Origin of the sequence: Acinetobacter tibetensis, from assembly GCF_023824315.1 — a bacterium.
In the GTDB taxonomy this organism is placed as follows: Bacteria; Pseudomonadota; Gammaproteobacteria; order Pseudomonadales; family Moraxellaceae; genus Acinetobacter; species Acinetobacter tibetensis.
This window is the reverse complement of sequence record NZ_CP098732.1, coordinates 883,145-901,293: the sequence shown is the minus strand read 5'-3', so window position 1 is coordinate 901,293 and position 18,149 is coordinate 883,145. Positions and strand designations below refer to the sequence as shown.

The window sequence follows — 18,149 nt, the reverse complement described above, 5'->3', positions numbered from 1 at the left end:
CAATAAGATCGATGGAACAATAACCAGCGATGAAAGCGTAAACTTATATACGATCACAGCAACTACACATCCCAAAGTGAAACTAAACATAGTCAGCAAGATTGAATATAACCGTTGATAAATCTGTGATTTTTTCTGTAGTAGGATTAGAGAAAAGTTCCCCCATATCAAGCATAAGCTGTGTAATTGAACCTGTCATCACCATGGTCAGAGATCCTTTGATCCAATGAATACGATGCATGGCTTTTTGTATTACCATTGCCAAAACTAGCAACATACCAACAATAAAACTCATGACCATATCGTAATTAGGACAAAGTAAATAAAAACTGAAAATACAGCATCTAAACTAAAAAACACAAACATAAGCTTTGGAAGAAATGTATAGGAGTTTTTCTGGAGTTTTAAAAATTGCTGATTAAACAATTTCATCAACAAAACTGTAATACAGAACATGGGCAAAGTAGCAAGTTTCACTCATGCACCAGCGTGGCTATCTGAGACTAAAGCCACCCCCAAAGTACCCGTTACAGGTGTAGCAAATAGCCCGTGCAATGCTAAAAACTTGCTGTGTCGACATAACCTGCATTAAAACTTAGAAGTTTTCCTAGATGAATTCACATCATTTATTCAAAAGCTTTTGTTTTTAACTCATTAAATTTTTAATCATAGGGATCAGTTGCTCACCAATCACCATACCCAATAAGCCACATAGTGCAACCAATGGAGGGGCTGGGGATTTCACATTGAGTAGGTAATACAGAACACCTACAAGCAGTCCTGCTGCCAAAGAAATAAGATACATTTTCATGAAAGACTCTCTAAAACCCACCCTATTTCAGGTGGGTTTTTTCAAATAGCATTTAGAAAGCAAAACATGAACAGCCTAACGCTCCCCAGAATGCTTTTTTATCTTTATCATTCACAGGAATATCAAGCATCCACGCATGTGAATGTGCATGCATACCGCAACTACTAGAACAAGCACATGAACCGCTTTGTAAAGGTTGTAAGGAAGGTGCATTACGGTTTTCGGACTTACGCCATTGCCCACCAAAGCGTTTGACTGGAGACCACTCAGGAGAAGCTGGTGGAAGCGGTGGATCTTCTTGTTTAAATTCAGCACCTGCATAAACAACTTTACCGTTCATAATCGTCATCACTGATTCGATAAACTGGATCTCATCGCCTTCAACAGCAAAGTAGTCATCAGAAAGTACGACTAAATCAGCATGTTCACCAGTTACTAATGCACCTTTTTGACTTTGTTCTCCTGAAAACCATGCAGAACCTTTCGTCCAAAGTTTTAACGCAGTCTGACGATCAAGCAAATCTTTCTCATCATAAAGCGGCAAACCACCCACTGTTTTTCCTGTTGTTAGCCAAGCTAAACACACCCACGGATTGTAAGATGCCACACGTGTTGCATCTGTACCCGCACCAACTGGAACGCCTAGCTCAAGCATTTTTTTCACAGGTGGTGTATCTTTTGCAGCTTCTGCACCATAACGCTGTACAAAAATTTCACCTTGATATGCCATGCGATGCTGAATCGCGATCCCTCCCCCTAATGCACCAATTCGCTCTATATTTTTTTCAGATACTGTTTCAGCATGGTCAATAATAAAGCGGGTCTCGAATGGCTTTTTCCCATTTACACGCTCAAAGACATCTAATAAACGGGCAATGCTTTCATCATAAGTCGCATGGATTCGGAACGGCCATTTCTTATCAGATAAATGCTCGACAATAGCTTCTAGTTCACCTTCCATTTTTTCAGGCAAATCAGGACGTGGTTCATAGAAATCTTCAAAGTCGCCTGCTGACCAAGTCAGGTTTTCACCTGCACCATTCATCATCAGCAATGAATCACCATCACCAGGAAAGGTCATTTCAGTCCATTTTTTATAATCTTCAAGTTCTGCTCCTGCATTTTGCGCAAATAAGTTATACGCAATACGAACTGTCATTTGATCTTTTTCATGAAGTTCGCGAATAACATCGTAATCTTCAGGATAGTTTTGACCTCCTCCCCCAGCATCAATTGCTGAAGTTAAACCTAAACGGTTTAGCTCACGCATAAAATGGCGTGTTGAATTAACTTGATCTTCTACAGGTAATTTTGGTGCTTTCCCCAAGGTTGAATACAGAATAGCGGCAGATGGCGTTGCAAGAAGCAATCCTGTTGGTTCACCTTTTTCATCTCGTTCAATTCTTCCACCTGGTGGATCTGGCGTATCTTTATTAAAACCAAGCACAGCTAGGGCAGCGCGATTCAGCATTGCACTGGCATATAAATGCAAAATAAATACAGGTGTGTCAGGTGCTGCTTTGTTAATTTCAGCTAAAGTTGGTAAACGCTTTTCAACAAATTGAAATTCTGTCCAGCCACCAACCACTCGTACCCATTGCGGTGCTGGTGTATTATCGGCTTGTTGTTTTAAGAGATTTAATGCATCAGTAATTGATGGAACACCTTCCCAGCGCAGTTCCATATTGTAATTTAAACCGCCACGAATAATATGCAAATGACTGTCATTTAAACCAGGAATCACACGACGACCATTCAAACTCACAATTTTTGTTGAATCTTTTGCCAACTTCATAATGCTGTGTTCATCGCCTATCGCCACAATTTTCCCATCGGCCATGGCTATGGCTTCTACTTCTGGCTTTTGAGGATCAAGTGTTGTTATTTTTCCATTCTTGAGAATCAGCTGTACATCGGTCATGATCTTCTCCATTTGTAGCTGAATTTATTTTTTTAAAACGCGCATATTGCATACCTCATTTTTAAAAATTTTATTTAGCTGGGACTGGCGCTAATACTTCATGTTGATTTTTTGTTCTTTCTGTAGCTTTATGCACCATGGTATACGCATAATCTACCCCCATGCCATATGCACCAGAGTGTTCTCGCACGATATCCATCACTGCGTCGTAAGTCTCACGTTTGGCCCAATCACGTTGCCATTCAAGTAAAACCTGTTGCCAAGTCACAGGAATAACACCAGCCTGAATCATCCGTTGCATAGCATAATCATGTGCTTCTTTTGACGTACCACCTGAGGCATCAGCTACCATATAAATTTCATAATCGCCTTCTAGCATTGCGCCAAAAGAGAAAGTGATATTACAAACTTCAGTCCAAAGACCAGAAACAATTACTTTTTTACGACCATTTTTTGCTAGTGCATCACGTACTTTCTGATCATCCCAAGAGTTCATTGATGTACGCTCTAAAAGTGGAGCATTTGGGAAAACATCAAGTAATTCAGGGTATGTATGTCCAGAAAAACTCTCTGTCTCTACTGTTGTAATCGTTGTTGGAATATCAAAAACTTTTGCAGCTTTTGCTAAACCAACAACATTATTTTTTAAAGTTTGACGGTCAATTGACTGTACACCAAATGCCATTTGAGGTTGCTGATCAATAAAAATAATTTGACAATTGGTTGGAGAAAGCTGTTCTAAAAGTGACTTATTCATGTTTTGTATCACTACATATTTATATACGAATCCTTATAAAATCATAATTAGATGTAAGACACTACTCATAAAATTAGATACAGACTGTATCCCTCTAAGATACAATTATTGATACAAATATTGTATTCAGGTACTTTAACAATAATTAAAACGATCTCTCTAAAATTGAATGGATAAATTAGACTGTATAAATACTTTTATTAGTGTCGTTGAACATGGAAATTTCAGCAGTGCTTCACGTAATTTAGGTATCACTAGAGATCAAGTTGCAAAAAGAATTTGTTATTTAGAAACTCTTTTTGATAGTGTTTTATTTATTCGGAACACTCGAAACATGAGTTTGACCCATTCAGGAGAAAAATTTTACCAGCACTCTAAAGTAATCATGAGTGAATTTGAATGGGCTACTAGTGATTTTACTTATGATCAGGAGTTTCCAGGAGGCGTATTAAGAATCAATGCCCCTCTTTCATTTCAACAAACTTATCTTTCAGAAATTATTTCAAACTTTATGACCCTTTATCCTCTTATTAAAATTGATTTATTTCTTTCGGATAAAGTTATAGATATTAATGAAGAAAACTATGATATTTCCCTAAGAATAAGTCAAAAAAATACGAATGAACCTCATGTCCATTTATTTAGCATCCATCACAAATACTTTTATGCAACTAAGAATTATTTTAAAAATCATGGCAAACCAAAAACATTAGAAGAGTTAAAGCAACACAATCTTTTATTATATTCACAAACCAAATTAAACAATAAAATTATTCTTACAAAGAATAAAAAAGAGGAATCATTTTATTGTACACCACAGTTAATATGTAATAGTGGTAGCTTTCTTCTAGAATTATGTAAAAGAAATCAAGGCATTATTTATCTACCTAGTTTTTTAGTAGAAAAAGAAGAAATATTAGATAATATTTCTCGTTGTTTAGAAGATTATCATTCGCCTCCTCTTCACTTTTATGCAATCACTTCATCTAAGAAAAGACCACCAAGGACATTAAAACTATTTTTAGATCACCTAAAAAAATTTTTACCGAACACTTCTTCTATATCCACTTAAAATAAATTTATTGCATAAACTTATCAACTAATATTTATGCAGTAAAATTTTAAGCACAGAGATTACTATGACGTATCAATTTTCGGTATTTAAGAGGCTTTTAAATAATAATTTAAAAAATTAACAGTAATACATAAAATAATCTAACTTTAATTAACCCGAATTCTGCTTAAACCAATATTTCCATAATACGAATCGTTGGCTTATTGTGATGCATAATTGGTAAGCACATAAAGAGGCATAAAGTCCAGCTCAATAGCCTTCAATGCTTCTAGCTTTACTCGTTACCAAATGATATTGCCCTTTTAACAGGCTGAATAAAGTCTCTATTTTATTACGCGGCTTTAAATGGTATTCATCTTTTTTTAATAATTGAACTGCCTGCATGTTTTTACGATGCTAGGTCATGCTTTGACTAAAATTCAGAGCATAATAAATCAAAATCTATGGTTTGATGTGTTAAGCATTAACCAACACCTATCAAAACAGCAGATCCAAACCTGTTTAAACATGCTATGGAATGAAACCTGTGGGTATCGCTTATCTGCTGAAGCTGAACGTGACGGCGCTGTTCGAACTACACTCATGTGGGACAACGTACTGAAAATAGCAGACTAGTCAGACAGTTACTTACCAAGCAAGCACACTAAGGGCAAAATCACGAGACTGGTTGGTAATTTAATTTTACTCAACTTGAGCTTAGCCGACTTGAAAAGGAAATTGTGAAGCTTAAAACAGCCTTCTCCAGCCAACTTCCAATGTTAAATCAAAACCAATTGTTCTATATCCAATGGCGAATCCAACGAATATTATCTGGAGAGTATGATTTAAATGTACTGGTTGACCACGATACAGAGCACAGCTTAATTTTATCTCAGGATCGACGTAAGTTGGCACATTGTTTTGATGGCAATGAACAACAGACCTTAAGACTCGATCTAGCGAATGGAAATTTACAGCAACTTGTTCTGGGTAAGAATCACTATGGAATAACTCACCCAGAGCAATGGAAAGTTATTTTTAATAATTTACTCTATCCTTTGATATCTATTACGAATCTAGAACAATCCCTGCAAAATTTAATTGCATCATTTATTGATTGTTTTAAGCTCGCAAACATAAAGCCCTATGATCTAACATTGGGCTTTTTTCATTTAAAGTTTAGTTCAGATGTTTCTTCTGCTTCTTTAAATAATTTTGAGGCTTTTCCAAAATAGTTGGAACCAATCCTAATTAAAGCCTTTCTATCCAAAATTTAATGATGGGTAAGTTGAGGGATAAAACTATAGATAAAAAAATAAGCCCTTGTAAAAACAAGGACTTATTTAAATATTTGGCGGAAGCGGTGAGATTCGAACTCACGGAGGACTCACACCCTCGTCGGTTTTCAAGACCGGTGCATTAAACCGCTCTGCCACGCTTCCAATGGCGGCTATCATATAAATATTTTTCTAAGTTGGCAAATACTTTTGCATATTTTTCTATTCAATTGCACAAAATAAAATCAAAAACTAAATTAAAGGGTAATTTCTGGCTTTTCATAGCGGATTGCATTGATATACCAAGTCTTTTTCCCAGATGGTGTGATTACTTCAATTTCATCATCTACTTGTTTCGACAGTAATGCCCGTGCCATCGGTGAATCTATGGAAATATGCTGTGGATGATGATCATAAATTTCATCTACACCAACAATGCGCAGTTGTTTTTGCTCGCCTTGTTCGTTCTCAATTTCGACCCATGCTCCAAAAAAAACTTTGCCCTCTTGCTCTGGAGCAAAATCAACAATTCTTAACTCTTCTAAACGCTTTCCAAGGTAACGTACCCGACGGTCAATCTTTCTTAAAATTTGTTTATTGTACTGGTAATCCGCATTTTCACTTCGATCACCAAGGCTAGCCGCCCAATTCACTTTTTTGGTAATTTCTGGGCGTTCTTCACGCCATAAATGCTGCAATTCGGCCACCAATTTATCGTGTCCAGAACGTGTAATTAAGTTAGATTTCATATTGCAAATTGTCTTTTCAAAGTACGAAACAGATACATTTTTAAGCTATTTTATGCCCAATTTCACTACAATAAAAGGGTGTAAAAATAATTTATTAATTAAATCATATATTTACATTGTATTTTCTCACTATTTTTTATACTAAATTTGACAATCCAAATTTCCGACTTTATTATGCCTTCATCTTCTGTTTAGTGTACTTTTTAACCTGTGTGGTTTTTTACTGCATAATTTCCTTTTATCCCATGTCATTCTGAATGACGTCATGCCTGCCCACCCCTTATTGAATTTATCAAACTTATAAAAGTTTAAGGCCTCGTTTGCTTTGGATTTTTAGGGCATAAATTACTTGTAGCGGAGACAACATGCACAGTAGTTCATCTTCTGGGTCGAGGCTTAGCCTTAACTCATTAACTTTCTCTCTCCCTTTAAAAGCCTTAGCACTCACCGCCGCCTTAATTCCTTTTCATACGATTAACGCGAGCAAGGCTTACCAATATGACGCTGTTGTTAATAACAACAAACTCACAGTGGTTGGTGTAGAAAATCCATCGACTGTTTTTAAAGATGGGCAGTATTTACATGGCTTTGGTTATGACCTTGCACGTAATTATGCTGACAGTATGAATGTTGAACTGGTGTTTACCACCGTTCCTGATGATGCCACGGCATTAAAATTGGTTGATCAAGGTAAAGCAAACTTTGCCATTACCACCTCAAGCATTCAAAAAATTGAAAGTAAAAAACTAACTTCGTTTTCAGCCACCTGTGGTGACTTATATAGCCTACAGAAAAATGGCTTAAATACTCAATTGAATTGGGTATTTAAACATGCTGATGACCCCTTGACTCAAACAGCCAGTGGCTTTGTTTGTCAAAGTAAGCAAACGGGTTCAATTAGCCAATTGGCTTCTTTTTATAATCGCAATGTTGTACAGGCCGAGTCATGGGATTCTATTGAACGTGATCTCACCAAACGTATGCCGATTTATAAAGCCAGTTTCCAGCGCACTGCTGAGAAATACGACCTCGATTGGCATTTCTTAGCGGCTATTGGCTATCAAGAATCGTACTTAAAACCCGATTCAATTTCGCCCACAGGTGTGCGCGGCATTATGATGCTGACCAACAGCACAGCCAAAGCGATGGGTGTGAGTAATCGTACCGATCCTGCGCAAAGTATTCAGGGGGGTGCAAAGTACTACGACCTGATGCTGAGCAAGTTTGAGGAAGTTCCTTATCCAGATCGTAACTGGTATGCATTGGTTGCCTATAACATGGGACCAGGAGCCGTAGATCAGATTCAGAAGCGTATCAGTGCTCAAGGCAAAGATCCAGATAACTGGGTAAACCTATATAGTTATTTAGATAGTCATAAAGCACAAAATGGTCGCTATCGCCAAGCAGTACAATATGTCACGCGTATTCGTTCTTACTTGGAATACATCAAAAATACGCCTCAATTGGTGAATATATAAATAGTCATGAATTGAAGGCAGAAAAAAAGCTTACCTGTTGGTAAGCTTTTTTTTGCGAAAAACTTAAGCTGTAAGCTCAAGTACTTTCTTAAATAAATCCTTTTGTTCTTGGCTTGGTTTTGCGGTTTGCAACGCCATCAATTGTGACATATCACCTTGAACTTTGATTTTACCTGTCATGAATGCTTGCATCGCAGCAGCCATATCAAACTCTAAGAATACTTTACGAAGTGTATCAGCATCCATATTGAGCGTTGTTTTGGCATTTGAAGACAAACCTTTTAAGATTTTGCCACCATCTAATGCCAATTCGGTATTACCGCTCGTATCTGTCACAACCAAGTTAATGGCTAAATTTGCCAAAGCAGGTGGCAAATTTAAGTCCCCTGCTTGTGCAGTCAAAGTTTCTACAGTTGAAAACCAATCATCAGTTAAAAAGGCAGGCATGATGTTTCCTCAAATTTATTTGTTCATTTTGTGTCGCCTATCCAGTCGACATCATTGTGAAGCTAAATACACGTGGAGATTGTTATAGCATGTATATCTTACCTGTGCCTAAAGTTTTTTGTACGTACCGTTCATATTTTATATTTCTTATACAAAGATGATCAAAATCATCTACATAAAAAAACACCAATCATTGATTGGTGTTTTGTATTGGCTTAAATGACAAAATTATTCAACAGCAAAGCCAAGATTCACCATATTAATACGTTTGTTCTCAGGTTCAGCTTCAGTCGAACAACTTTCGCCTTTAAAGTCGAACTCACGTTGTGAATCGAGCACTTCAAAATCAAACAGTTCACGATCGGCCAATTGGGATGGTGAAACGTTCTGTAACGCACCAAAAATGCTGTGTAAACGCTTCGGATGCTCTTTGTCCCATGTACGCAACATGTCATTTAACATAGCACGTTGCAGGTTCTCCTGCGAACCACATAAGTTACATGGGATAATTGGGAACTGACGCATTTCTGCATATTTAATAATATCTTTCTCTTCCACATAGGCCAGTGGACGAATCAAAATGTTCTTTTTATCTGTAGACAACAATTTTGGTGGCATGGCTTTTAAGCTACCGCCATGGAACAAGTTCAGGAAGAAGGTCGCTAAAATATCATCACGGTGATGTCCGAGTGCCACTTTGGTTGCACCAATCTCTTGTGCAAAGCCATATAACGAACCACGACGTAAACGCGAACACACCGCACAATAGGTTTTCCCTTCTGGAGTTAAACGCTTCGTAATGCTGTAAGTGTCTTTTTCCAAAATATAGTAGGGAATGTTATTTTCTTCTAAATAACGCGGTAATACATCTTCAGGGAAACCCGGTTGCTTTTGGTCAAGGTTTACCGCAACCACGTCAAAGTTAATCGGTGCAATACGTTTAAACTGCAATAAGATGTCCAGCAAGGTATAACTGTCTTTACCGCCAGAAATACAGACCATGACCTTATCGCCGTCTTCGATCATTTTAAAATCACGAATAGCATGCCCCACTTGGCGGCGAAGCTTTTTTAACAAACGATAGTAGGCAGAGCTGGTTGGGAGTTCTGGCTTGAAATTAAACCCTTGTTCGGACTCAACTGGCGAGTACATAGACACGATTAACCCATAAATGAAAATACCGCGCAATTTTATATGATTCGCCAAGCAATCGCATCTAAAGAATGTAAATTCTCATGACCGAATCTACTTGTCATTTTTTCGTATTGCTTAGAGGGTAAATTTGAACGTTGCAGTTCATTTTTTCGCCCAAATGCTTATCTTTTGGACTTTTCCACAGTTGTCCACAAAAGCTGTGGATAACTTTGTGGATTTCAAAACACTTGACAGGTGATCCTTCCCATAGTCTAAGGCTTCTATTTAAATCGATCATTTTTTGATCAATTTTATTTTAAATAAATATCAATGACTTATCATAGTCAAGCAATCCTGATTAAAAATAAATTAATTTTTTTTTGATTATTAACTCTGCAATTAAGCTTGATTTTTACGAAGTCATGAAAAATAAAATTCGGCAAGGCTTTTTAAGCCGTATTTTTTTGCTAAACTTGTTAAGACTTATTTGGGCAAGATTTTATTAATTATTAAAATGAACAATAAAGTAAGAACATTAGCATTATATTTATTAAGCACAGCATCTATTAGTCTAGGAAGTGCTATGACTTACGCTGGGCAAATTTATATCTATAAAGATAGTAACGGTGGCACGCTGCTTACTAATCGTAAAAGTTCAGATAAATCTTTAACTAAAGTCAAAGCCACATATTATCCTGACAGTAATATTCATAGTTATAGTAACTGGGGTAATTCAGAATCTTCGGTTTTGCCCAGTTACAGCCGCAATCGCAACGCATTTGATGCCATGATTCGCCAAGCTGCCCAAACCCATGGGATTTCGGAAGGTTTAATTAAAGCCGTGATGCATACTGAATCTGGCTTTAACGTCAATGCACGTTCTCCAGTGGGTGCACAAGGATTAATGCAACTGATGCCTGCAACCGCACGTCGCTTCAATGTCTCGAATGCATACGACCCGCAACAAAACATTAACGCCGGTGCGAAATACCTTGCGTGGTTGATGAAACGCTTTAATGGCAATACCAGCCTTGCCCTTGCAGGCTATAATGCTGGCGAAGGCAATGTGCAAAAGTACGGTGGCATCCCCCCATTTAAAGAAACCCAAGACTATGTACGCCGTGTGAGCAGTCGTTATAGCAATCTGTATTCAGGTGGTCTGATCAGCAATGGTAGCAACTCAGGGAAAATCGTTGCCCAATCTGTAAATTACAGTGCGAAGCAAAACAATGCTCAATCTGCACAGGCAGAGTCCATCCCAAACCCATCGTCCAGAAGTGGGCAGCGTGAGATCATCATCGCAGCGGATGGTAGTTATACAGATACTCCAAGAGCAGGCTCATATTCGACAGAACATGCTTCGGCATCTGCACGAATCTATTAATAGAAAAATGTTATTTTTAGCGACAGTCACGTTTTTTTCTTGAATTTTTGCAATATTCACCGCATATTGATCCTTATGATTTATCAGTTATAAATCAGATTATATTTCTATATTAAGAGGATTTTCTCAATGATGCGGATTGGTTTGTTCTTGCTAACCAACCTCGCGGTACTGGTTGTAGCTGGCATTATTTTGTCACTCTTCGGTGTCGGTAGTTATCATGGCGCGGGTGGCTTGAATCTAGGCAACCTTTTAGTCGTCTGTTTCGTGTTTGGTATGGTTGGCTCTTTAGTGTCTCTGTTCATGTCGAAATGGATGGCGAAAAAAACAACTGGCACTGAACTTATTGACCCTAATGCTCCACGTAGCCAAGCAGAGGTTTGGTTGCTACAAACAGTTGCGGAATTGTCTCAGCGTGCTGGTATTAACATGCCAGAAGTGGGTATTTTCCCATCTTACCAATCAAATGCATTTGCAACAGGTTGGAATAAAAATGATGCGCTCGTAGCCGTTTCTACGGGCTTACTTGAGCGTATGAATAAAGATGAATTGCGTGCTGTACTTGCCCATGAAATTGGTCACGTTGCCAATGGTGATATGGTGACACTGGCATTGATCCAAGGTGTCGTTAACGCCTTTGTCATGTTCTTTGCACGTGTTGTGGGTGATTTCATTGACCGCAATGTATTCGGTCGTGAAGACGGAGAAGCTCCAGGATTGGCTTACTTCGCTATTACTATTGTCTTAGACATCGTATTTGGTATTTTGGCGTCTGCCATCGTGATGTGGTTTTCACGCTATCGTGAATTCCGTGCGGATGAAGCGGGTGCACGTCTTGCAGGCAAACAAGCCATGATTTCTGCCTTATTACGTTTACAAGCAGAATCAGAACTTCCTGACCAAATGCCAAAAGAAATGAAAGCTTTCTCAATTACGGAAGGTAAAGAACAAGGGTTCAGCTTAGCTGCCTTATTCCAAACTCACCCATCGATTGAACAACGTGTAGCAGCCTTACAACAATTAGACTGCGCATAAGTTTAAAGATTCAAAAAAGCCTCCGATATGGAGGCTTTTTTATTAGATCAATAGGTTTAAGACCAGTTTTGATACCAAGACCATACGGCAGTAAAGCCATACCAAGAGGCAACAAGCAGCAAAAAAATCACCACCAAACCAATCAAATCTGGAATATGTAGCCATAACCATGCAATGACTGGCTGGCGCCAAAAGGCTGAATGCTGCTGCTTCTGTTCTAACTTTTCATGTAAATACGGATGTTCGACATGCATCGTATCGCGGATCTGATATTCTTCCCGAATATGCTCATGTACGACATCGAGTGCTTTACGGCTTGGACGAATAAAAATATCAAATAAGGTTCCTGCTATTGGAATAAATCCGACCACTAAGTCTATTGCCGCCAGTTTATACACTACATTTAATTTATGTTGTGGTACGCCAATTTGCTTGGCCTTATACACCGCATAACAGGTTAATGCAAAACCTGCGACATCTCCTGCCACAGGAATGGTGCCTAAAGCGGCATCTGCCCCCACACCTTGCTTGGTAAAAGGAATTCGAATCAGTGAATCCATAAGATTGGCATATTTCGCTAAATCACGCTCTAAACGAATGACTTCTTGCGGTGTTTTTTTTGTAGCTCGCTGCTGTTCAGGCATGTTCATGTCAGTATGATGTTGATTTCACTACAGCTTAAAGCATTTCTCATGCGAATGCCGTAACAAAGGGTTATGCAAATTTGCAGAAAATTGAACAACTACTTTCCATTCATCTAGCAGAATAGCAGCTAACCTTAAATCAGCAGTTTATAAGAATTTTTGCCATTACATGGCACCATAGATGAATAGCTTTCAACATGAAATTTTAGAAATCTCTTCAGGCTCATCCTGCTGGTGGATTTACAAAACATAGAAAACCATTAACAGTTCGAAGCACTATAATTGCTGATGTTTCACACCAAAAATAGAACGAATCAACACGTACATAAAGGGAATAAAAATCAATACCAAGACTGTCCCGAAAATCACACCGCCCAGTACACTAATGCCTATTTCCTGTCGACTTGCCGCCCCTGCACCAAAAGCAAACACCAAAGGAATGACGCCAGCACCAAAAGCCAAAGAAGTCATCAAAATTGGACGTAAGCGCAAACTCGCCCCCTCCATGGCTGCTTGTATGACCGTCAGACCACGTGTTTGCGCCATAGAAGCAAATTCCACAATTAAAATGGCATTTTTACAGGACAGACCAATCGTGGTGAGTAAGGCAATCTGGAAATATATGTCATTTGGAAAGCCCACAAAATAACTAAAGAGAATATTTCCTCCAATGCCTAAAGGAATAGCACTCATAACAGCCGTTGGAATAGTCCAGCTTTCATACAGTGCCGCCAAACATAAAAAGATAAAACCAATCGAGATCAAATATAGCCATAAAGCCTGATGACTTGATTTTTGTTCTTCAAATGAAAGCCCACTCCACGCCAAGTTAATATCAGGCTGCTGTTCCACCAACGTCTGAATATCCCCCATGGCGACACCCGAACTGATATTCTTTGCTGTATCTGCTTCCATCTCTAAAGCGGTATAGCCCATAAAGCGTTTCACCACTTCAGGCCCACCGCCCCAATTTACGTTGGCAAAACTGGCAAATGACACCATCTGATTGGTATCATTACGAACATACCATTGCTGTAAATCTTCAGGTTTCGATCGATATTCGGCATCCCCCTGCATCATCACACGTTTGACCCGCCCACGATCAATGAAATCATTGACATAAGAACCGCCCCACGCAGCCGATAAAGTGCTGTTAATGGCGGATTGTGATAGACCTAATGCCATCGCTTGTTTTTGATCAATCTTGACTTGTAATTCAGCTTTATCAGGATTTGCCTTGTTATCCAGATTTTCAAAGCTCTTATAGTGTTCTGCAGCAGTTTGTAACTTTTTAAATTCCGCATCTAAGAATTGACGTCCATTGCCGTTAATGTCTCGAATCCAAAACTCCAAACCATCCGTCTGACCCAAACCACTGACTGAAGATGGCATATTCACCATAATTTTGGCATTACGATTCTGACGAAAATGCAGCATCGCCCGTTCACGTATGGCTTGGGCTGAGTTGTATTGACCACTCCGCTCATCCCAATGTTTCAAGGCGACAAATCCTTGCCCCAAATTCTGTCCAGTCCCAGAGTAATTACGCCCATAGCGAACCATCACCAAATTGACATTGTCTTTTTCTTGACTCAGAAAATACTGGCGAATCTCCTCACCAATTTCACGACTTTTAGACAACGGTGCGCCATTAATCAGCTCAAATTGCACACTTAATATGCCCTGATCTTCACTTGGAATAAAACTGGTGGGCAAAGCACGATAAAACAAGGCAAATACGGCGATTAATGCAGTAAATATCACCAAACTGATGCGTTTATGGTTTATGGTCAATTGCGTGAGTTTAAGATAATGTGTTTTTAACTGTTCTAACTTTTGATTGAACCACACTGCCCATTTTTTCTGCTTATTGCTGGGCTGCAAAATTAAAGCACACAGGGCTGGCGTTAACACCAAAGCCACCATTAAGGAAAGTCCCATGGCAGCCACTAAAGTGATGGAAAACTGGCGATAAATTACCCCTGTAGATCCGCCAAAAAATGCCATCGGAATAAAGACTGCGGTAAGTACCAAAGTAATCCCAATTAAGGCTCCACTAATTTCCTGCATGGATTCAATGGCGGCATCTTTGGCAGACAAATGCTGTTCGTGCATCAGACGCTCCACATTTTCGACCACCACGATGGCATCATCTACCAATAAACCAATCGCTAAAACCAAAGCAAATAGCGTTAAGGTATTAATGCTCATACCTAAAACATAGAGTATTGCCATCGTGCCCAAAATCACTACAGGCACGGTAATAGTGGGAATTAAAGTAGCGCGCCAATTCTGCAAAAACAGAAACATCACAATCACCACCAGAGTGACCGCTTCAAACAGGGTTTTGACAACTTCCTTAATCGACTCTTGTACAAACGGCGTATTATCTCGTGGATAAACAATTTTATAGCCCGCGGGTAATTTACTGGATAAGTGCTCAACCTCGGCTTTAATCAAAGCAGAAGTTGCAAGTGCATTTGCTCCAGAAGACAACGAAATCCCCATCCCTGCCGATGCAAAACCATTAATGGTATTAAAGGATTGATAGTTTTCTGCACCTAACTCAATGCGCGCCACATCTTTTAAATAAACGAAACTACCATCACGGTTTGACTTCACAATAATTTGTTCAAATTCAGGTACAGTTTTAAGTCGAGATCCTGAAGTCACTTTTGCATTCAGATATTGATTTTCGACCGTGGGTAAATCGCCAATACCGCCCGCTGCCACTTGAGTATTCTGTGCTTCAATTGCGCTACGAATATCGGATGGCATTAAATTATATTGCTTTAATTTTGTAGGATTGAGCCAAATACGCATCGCATATTGCGAACCAAATACATCAACTTCACCGACACCGTCAATACGGGCAATGTCCTGCTCCAAATGCGTCATCATATAATCAGACAACTCAATATTGTCGCTACGACCAGAAGCATCATATAAGCCAATCACCATATGGGTATCCCCCAGTGATTTATAGACATTTACACCTTGGCGCTGTACATCTTCTGGTAAACGACTGACGACACCATTAATTGCATTCTGTACTTGTACCTGTGCAGTATCGGGGTCAGTGCCATTTTCAAAACTGATGCTAATTCGGCTACGCCCAGAAGAATCACTACTGGAACTAAAATATAAAAGGTGATCAATCCCTTTGATTTGTTGTTCTAAAATTTGCGTAACACTTTCCTCTACGGTTTCCGCAGATGCACCTGTATAACTTGCACTCACGGTAATTCGTGGTGGCGCAATATCGGGATAACGTTCTACTGGCAAATTCAGAATGGCAAAAAGCCCCAAAGCCATCACAATAATTGCAAGTACACCCGCAAAAATGGGACGTTGTATAAAAAACTTAGACAACATAGGTTTGCGCCACTTAAAAATTAGAATTCAAAGGAGGAAGAAAAAACTAGCAAATTTATGTTGATATTCAATGACCCAACCATAAAACACAATCATTATTAACATAGTTACGGATTTATTATTCAATTATGTAGAAATGATGAAGATCCATTCCTTCCACCCGATAATTTCAATCAATCATGCAAATCAAGAATCAACCAAATATCAACTATATATTCCTCAATACCTAAAGCCAATGCAGACTTGAATATAATTCTGAGAGAGGATGAATATCACTTTATCCCAAGCCAAGTGACAACTTTTTGCTCATTTGATTGAGCGTAATTCATGCTAAACTAAGCCTACATATTTGTATGTTTTAAGCCCACTTTAATCTATCAGGGCTATTCTCCTCTCTATCTAGAATGATCATATCCATCATGAGCGAATATTCTCCCCTTAAAGGTAAAACTGGTTTAAAACGAATCTTTAATGCAACCCACTATTCTATCGCTGGCTTTAAAGCTGCTTTTCAACATGAAGCCGCGTTTCGACAAATTATTTATATCAATCTTATTTTGATTCCAGTCACTTTTTTTCTTAACGTAAGCCGTAGTGAGCAAGCTATTCTTATAGCTGTTTGTTTGTTGGCAATCATTGTCGAGCTTTTCAATTCGGCCTTAGAAGCAATTGTCGATCGCGTTTCTTTGGAACGTCACCCCTTGTCTAAAAATGCTAAAGATATGGGCAGTGCTGCACAATTTGTTGCTTTAAGTATTATTGCCATCACTTGGACACTGATTTTATGGGGTTAAAGTACAATTAAGGAATATGTTCAAAATCCAAACTTAAACCTACCAATAAGCGAAATAATTCGACTTGAGTTGAACACTCCGTTTTGGCAAAAATATATTTCATATATGTGCGTACCGAACTGAGTGTCAGTGTGCATTCTTCTGCAATAGCTTCAAGATTGTATCCATCGACAAATAGTTGACAAATTTCGACCTCGCGCTGTGAAAGCTGATAATGCTGCTTTAAAAAATCACCCGCAAGTTGATAGTGCTTATCTGGCTCAGTTAAAAATACCGCTACTTTCTGTTCTATTTGCTGTTTATTCGACAGGTTCTGCCAAACACTTGAAAAAGGCACGACACTGACCATCAAAACTTGTGATTTTTGAGCAGACTGAATTGCCAGAACTCCACCTGCATGAATACCTTGATGATGGGTTGGTGATGAATCCTGAAAGCGTGCACTAGCAAGATATTGTTCTAATTGTGCATGATAAGGAGTTACAGCCTTTAAACGATTAAAATGGTCTAAGCTGAGTTCTTGACATGTCTCTAAAATCCTTTGTGCTTGCTTATTGGCATACAGTAAACAGGCATTTTCATCCAGTAAAATCACTCCTGTTTTTAAAGCATCAAAAAGTTTATATAGATCTAGATTTTCCTGCTGTACCAAACTTAACTGACGATGAATTTGCAGTGCGCGACGGAAATGCTTACTTAATCTTTTTAACAGTTCTGTTTCTTGTTGTTGATATATTGGAACCGTCGCTGCTCGATGAATACCCAATACTGCCCAGCGATATTGTCCTGTTTCTAGCAGAATGCCTTGTGCCGAACCTATGCCTGAAGGTGCTACACATTTTTCATAAAAGCTATATTCAGCTTGCCCTTGACGCTGTGCGTAGGCACTCCAGTCCAAAACTACAGGCTCTCCCAAGCCTTGTTGTTTCAAGATCGGGGCATGTAATTGCATATCTATCATTTGAATTTTTTCATCATGATAGGCTGCTAAAGTTGCCTCAGAAATGTTATGGGTAAAGGTAAAATTAAATTTGGGATTGAGCTGATCGATCGCGGTAAAAATTGCACTTTGACTGCCTGTATATTCAACCAGTCGAATGAGAACCTGCTGCCACAATGTAGGATCCATGGTTGCTTCATAAATCATTTCGATCATTACATGTTCTTGCTCCATATCCTTCTCCCCAGACGCAAAAAACCTACCCGTACATTACTTTAATATTTTGTTTTTTATTACTTTATTATTTTCGAGTCTTTTTCTAACTCAATTATACCGATAAAAATAAAAA

General features: G+C 38.7%; 16 protein-coding genes, 1 tRNA gene and 1 pseudogene. 6 read left to right on the top strand and 12 right to left on the bottom strand.

The window, feature by feature from the left end:
- Window positions 1–82: 82 nt before the first annotated feature.
- The 4 genes from M5E07_RS04285 to M5E07_RS04270 form a co-directional block, all read right to left on the bottom strand.
- On the bottom strand, window positions 83–295 hold the full coding sequence (locus tag M5E07_RS04285; RefSeq protein ID WP_252222302.1) for a hypothetical protein: 213 nt from the start codon (window positions 293–295) through the stop codon (window positions 83–85).
- 351 nt (window positions 296–646) lie between these two features.
- Entirely contained in the window at window positions 647–811 is a 165-nt protein-coding gene (locus tag M5E07_RS04280; protein ID WP_116763708.1) for a DUF1427 family protein, read from the bottom strand.
- A gap of 52 nt (window positions 812–863) precedes the next feature.
- Window positions 864–2,732: an amidohydrolase gene (locus M5E07_RS04275; RefSeq protein ID WP_252222299.1), complete on the bottom strand. Its 1,869-nt coding sequence runs from the start codon at window positions 2,730–2,732 to the stop codon at window positions 864–866.
- Window positions 2,733–2,802: 70 nt separating this feature from the next.
- Window positions 2,803–3,489, bottom strand: a complete 687-nt coding sequence (locus M5E07_RS04270; RefSeq protein ID WP_252222296.1) for a hydrolase — start codon at window positions 3,487–3,489, stop codon at window positions 2,803–2,805.
- 169 nt (window positions 3,490–3,658) lie between these two features.
- Here M5E07_RS04270 and M5E07_RS04265 point away from each other — a divergent pair, with 169 nt between their 5' ends.
- The gene (locus M5E07_RS04265) at window positions 3,659–4,561 is read left to right on the top strand and encodes a LysR family transcriptional regulator (protein WP_252222293.1); all 903 of its coding nucleotides are present in this window, start codon (window positions 3,659–3,661) and stop codon (window positions 4,559–4,561) included.
- Between the two features lie 169 nt (window positions 4,562–4,730).
- Here M5E07_RS04265 and M5E07_RS04260 read toward each other — a convergent pair.
- Window positions 4,731–4,960 (bottom strand): annotated as a pseudogene (locus M5E07_RS04260) (IS982 family transposase); the annotation flags it as partial.
- Window positions 4,961–5,283: 323 nt separating this feature from the next.
- On the opposite strand from M5E07_RS04260, the gene M5E07_RS04255 reads away from it, so the two are divergent.
- The gene (locus M5E07_RS04255; protein ID WP_252222290.1) at window positions 5,284–5,778 is read left to right on the top strand and encodes a hypothetical protein; all 495 of its coding nucleotides are present in this window, start codon (window positions 5,284–5,286) and stop codon (window positions 5,776–5,778) included.
- 117 nt (window positions 5,779–5,895) lie between these two features.
- Here M5E07_RS04255 and M5E07_RS04250 read toward each other — a convergent pair.
- Window positions 5,896–5,985 (bottom strand) — tRNA-Ser (locus M5E07_RS04250).
- 92 nt (window positions 5,986–6,077) lie between these two features.
- The gene (gene greB / locus M5E07_RS04245; protein ID WP_252222287.1) at window positions 6,078–6,569 is read right to left on the bottom strand and encodes a transcription elongation factor GreB; all 492 of its coding nucleotides are present in this window, start codon (window positions 6,567–6,569) and stop codon (window positions 6,078–6,080) included.
- A 365-nt stretch (window positions 6,570–6,934) separates the two neighbouring features.
- Here greB and M5E07_RS04240 point away from each other — a divergent pair, with 365 nt between their 5' ends.
- The gene (locus tag M5E07_RS04240) at window positions 6,935–8,047 is read left to right on the top strand and encodes a transglycosylase SLT domain-containing protein (protein WP_252222271.1); all 1,113 of its coding nucleotides are present in this window, start codon (window positions 6,935–6,937) and stop codon (window positions 8,045–8,047) included.
- Between the two features lie 63 nt (window positions 8,048–8,110).
- On the opposite strand, the gene M5E07_RS04235 is transcribed toward M5E07_RS04240, so the two are convergent.
- Both M5E07_RS04235 and ttcA read right to left on the bottom strand, forming a co-directional pair.
- Window positions 8,111–8,494 (bottom strand): SCP2 sterol-binding domain-containing protein, encoded by a 384-nt coding sequence (locus tag M5E07_RS04235; protein WP_116763453.1) that lies wholly within the window; start codon window positions 8,492–8,494, stop codon window positions 8,111–8,113.
- 228 nt (window positions 8,495–8,722) lie between these two features.
- Window positions 8,723–9,646 (bottom strand): tRNA 2-thiocytidine(32) synthetase TtcA, encoded by a 924-nt coding sequence (ttcA, locus tag M5E07_RS04230; RefSeq protein ID WP_116763451.1) that lies wholly within the window; start codon window positions 9,644–9,646, stop codon window positions 8,723–8,725.
- 565 nt (window positions 9,647–10,211) lie between these two features.
- Here ttcA and M5E07_RS04225 point away from each other — a divergent pair.
- Window positions 10,212–11,012 (top strand): lytic transglycosylase domain-containing protein, encoded by an 801-nt coding sequence (locus M5E07_RS04225; protein WP_416224532.1) that lies wholly within the window; start codon window positions 10,212–10,214, stop codon window positions 11,010–11,012.
- A 129-nt stretch (window positions 11,013–11,141) separates the two neighbouring features.
- Window positions 11,142–12,047 carry a protease HtpX gene (gene htpX / locus M5E07_RS04220; protein WP_116763447.1) on the top strand — a complete coding sequence of 302 codons (906 nt, stop codon included), beginning with the start codon at window positions 11,142–11,144 and terminating at the stop codon, window positions 12,045–12,047.
- A gap of 56 nt (window positions 12,048–12,103) precedes the next feature.
- Here the strand turns inward: htpX and M5E07_RS04215 are convergent, their stop codons facing one another.
- On the bottom strand, window positions 12,104–12,691 hold the full coding sequence (locus tag M5E07_RS04215) for a DUF4112 domain-containing protein (RefSeq protein ID WP_252223679.1): 588 nt from the start codon (window positions 12,689–12,691) through the stop codon (window positions 12,104–12,106).
- Between the two features lie 276 nt (window positions 12,692–12,967).
- A complete protein-coding gene (locus M5E07_RS04210; RefSeq protein ID WP_252222268.1) occupies window positions 12,968–16,066 on the bottom strand; it encodes a multidrug efflux RND transporter permease subunit in 3,099 nt (1,032 codons plus the stop codon).
- Between the two features lie 419 nt (window positions 16,067–16,485).
- Between M5E07_RS04210 and M5E07_RS04205 the strand changes: the two genes are divergently transcribed.
- Complete coding sequence (locus M5E07_RS04205; RefSeq protein WP_116763441.1) at window positions 16,486–16,860, top strand: diacylglycerol kinase; 375 nt, start codon at window positions 16,486–16,488, stop codon at window positions 16,858–16,860.
- A 7-nt stretch (window positions 16,861–16,867) separates the two neighbouring features.
- Here M5E07_RS04205 and M5E07_RS04200 read toward each other — a convergent pair whose 3' ends face one another.
- A complete protein-coding gene (locus tag M5E07_RS04200; RefSeq protein ID WP_252222265.1) occupies window positions 16,868–18,034 on the bottom strand; it encodes a helix-turn-helix transcriptional regulator in 1,167 nt (388 codons plus the stop codon).
- Between the last annotated feature and the right edge of the window lie 115 nt (window positions 18,035–18,149).

Coding starts and splice junctions, on each gene's coding strand:
- M5E07_RS04285 (WP_252222302.1), bottom strand. CDS start 295: ATGAGTTTTATTGTTGGTATGTTGCTAGTTTTGGCAATGGTAATACAA.
- M5E07_RS04210 (WP_252222268.1), bottom strand. CDS start 16,066: ATGTTGTCTAAGTTTTTTATACAACGTCCCATTTTTGCGGGTGTACTT.
- htpX (WP_116763447.1), top strand. CDS start 11,142: ATGATGCGGATTGGTTTGTTCTTGCTAACCAACCTCGCGGTACTGGTT.
- M5E07_RS04280 (WP_116763708.1), bottom strand. CDS start 811: ATGAAAATGTATCTTATTTCTTTGGCAGCAGGACTGCTTGTAGGTGTT.
- M5E07_RS04265 (WP_252222293.1), top strand. CDS start 3,659: ATGGATAAATTAGACTGTATAAATACTTTTATTAGTGTCGTTGAACAT.
- ttcA (WP_116763451.1), bottom strand. CDS start 9,646: ATGTACTCGCCAGTTGAGTCCGAACAAGGGTTTAATTTCAAGCCAGAA.
- M5E07_RS04205 (WP_116763441.1), top strand. CDS start 16,486: ATGAGCGAATATTCTCCCCTTAAAGGTAAAACTGGTTTAAAACGAATC.
- M5E07_RS04215 (WP_252223679.1), bottom strand. CDS start 12,691: ATGCCTGAACAGCAGCGAGCTACAAAAAAAACACCGCAAGAAGTCATT.
- M5E07_RS04275 (WP_252222299.1), bottom strand. CDS start 2,732: ATGACCGATGTACAGCTGATTCTCAAGAATGGAAAAATAACAACACTT.
- M5E07_RS04270 (WP_252222296.1), bottom strand. CDS start 3,489: ATGAATAAGTCACTTTTAGAACAGCTTTCTCCAACCAATTGTCAAATT.
- M5E07_RS04225 (WP_416224532.1), top strand. CDS start 10,212: ATGACTTACGCTGGGCAAATTTATATCTATAAAGATAGTAACGGTGGC.
- M5E07_RS04235 (WP_116763453.1), bottom strand. CDS start 8,494: ATGCCTGCCTTTTTAACTGATGATTGGTTTTCAACTGTAGAAACTTTG.
- M5E07_RS04200 (WP_252222265.1), bottom strand. CDS start 18,034: ATGGAGCAAGAACATGTAATGATCGAAATGATTTATGAAGCAACCATG.
- greB (WP_252222287.1), bottom strand. CDS start 6,569: ATGAAATCTAACTTAATTACACGTTCTGGACACGATAAATTGGTGGCC.
- M5E07_RS04240 (WP_252222271.1), top strand. CDS start 6,935: ATGCACAGTAGTTCATCTTCTGGGTCGAGGCTTAGCCTTAACTCATTA.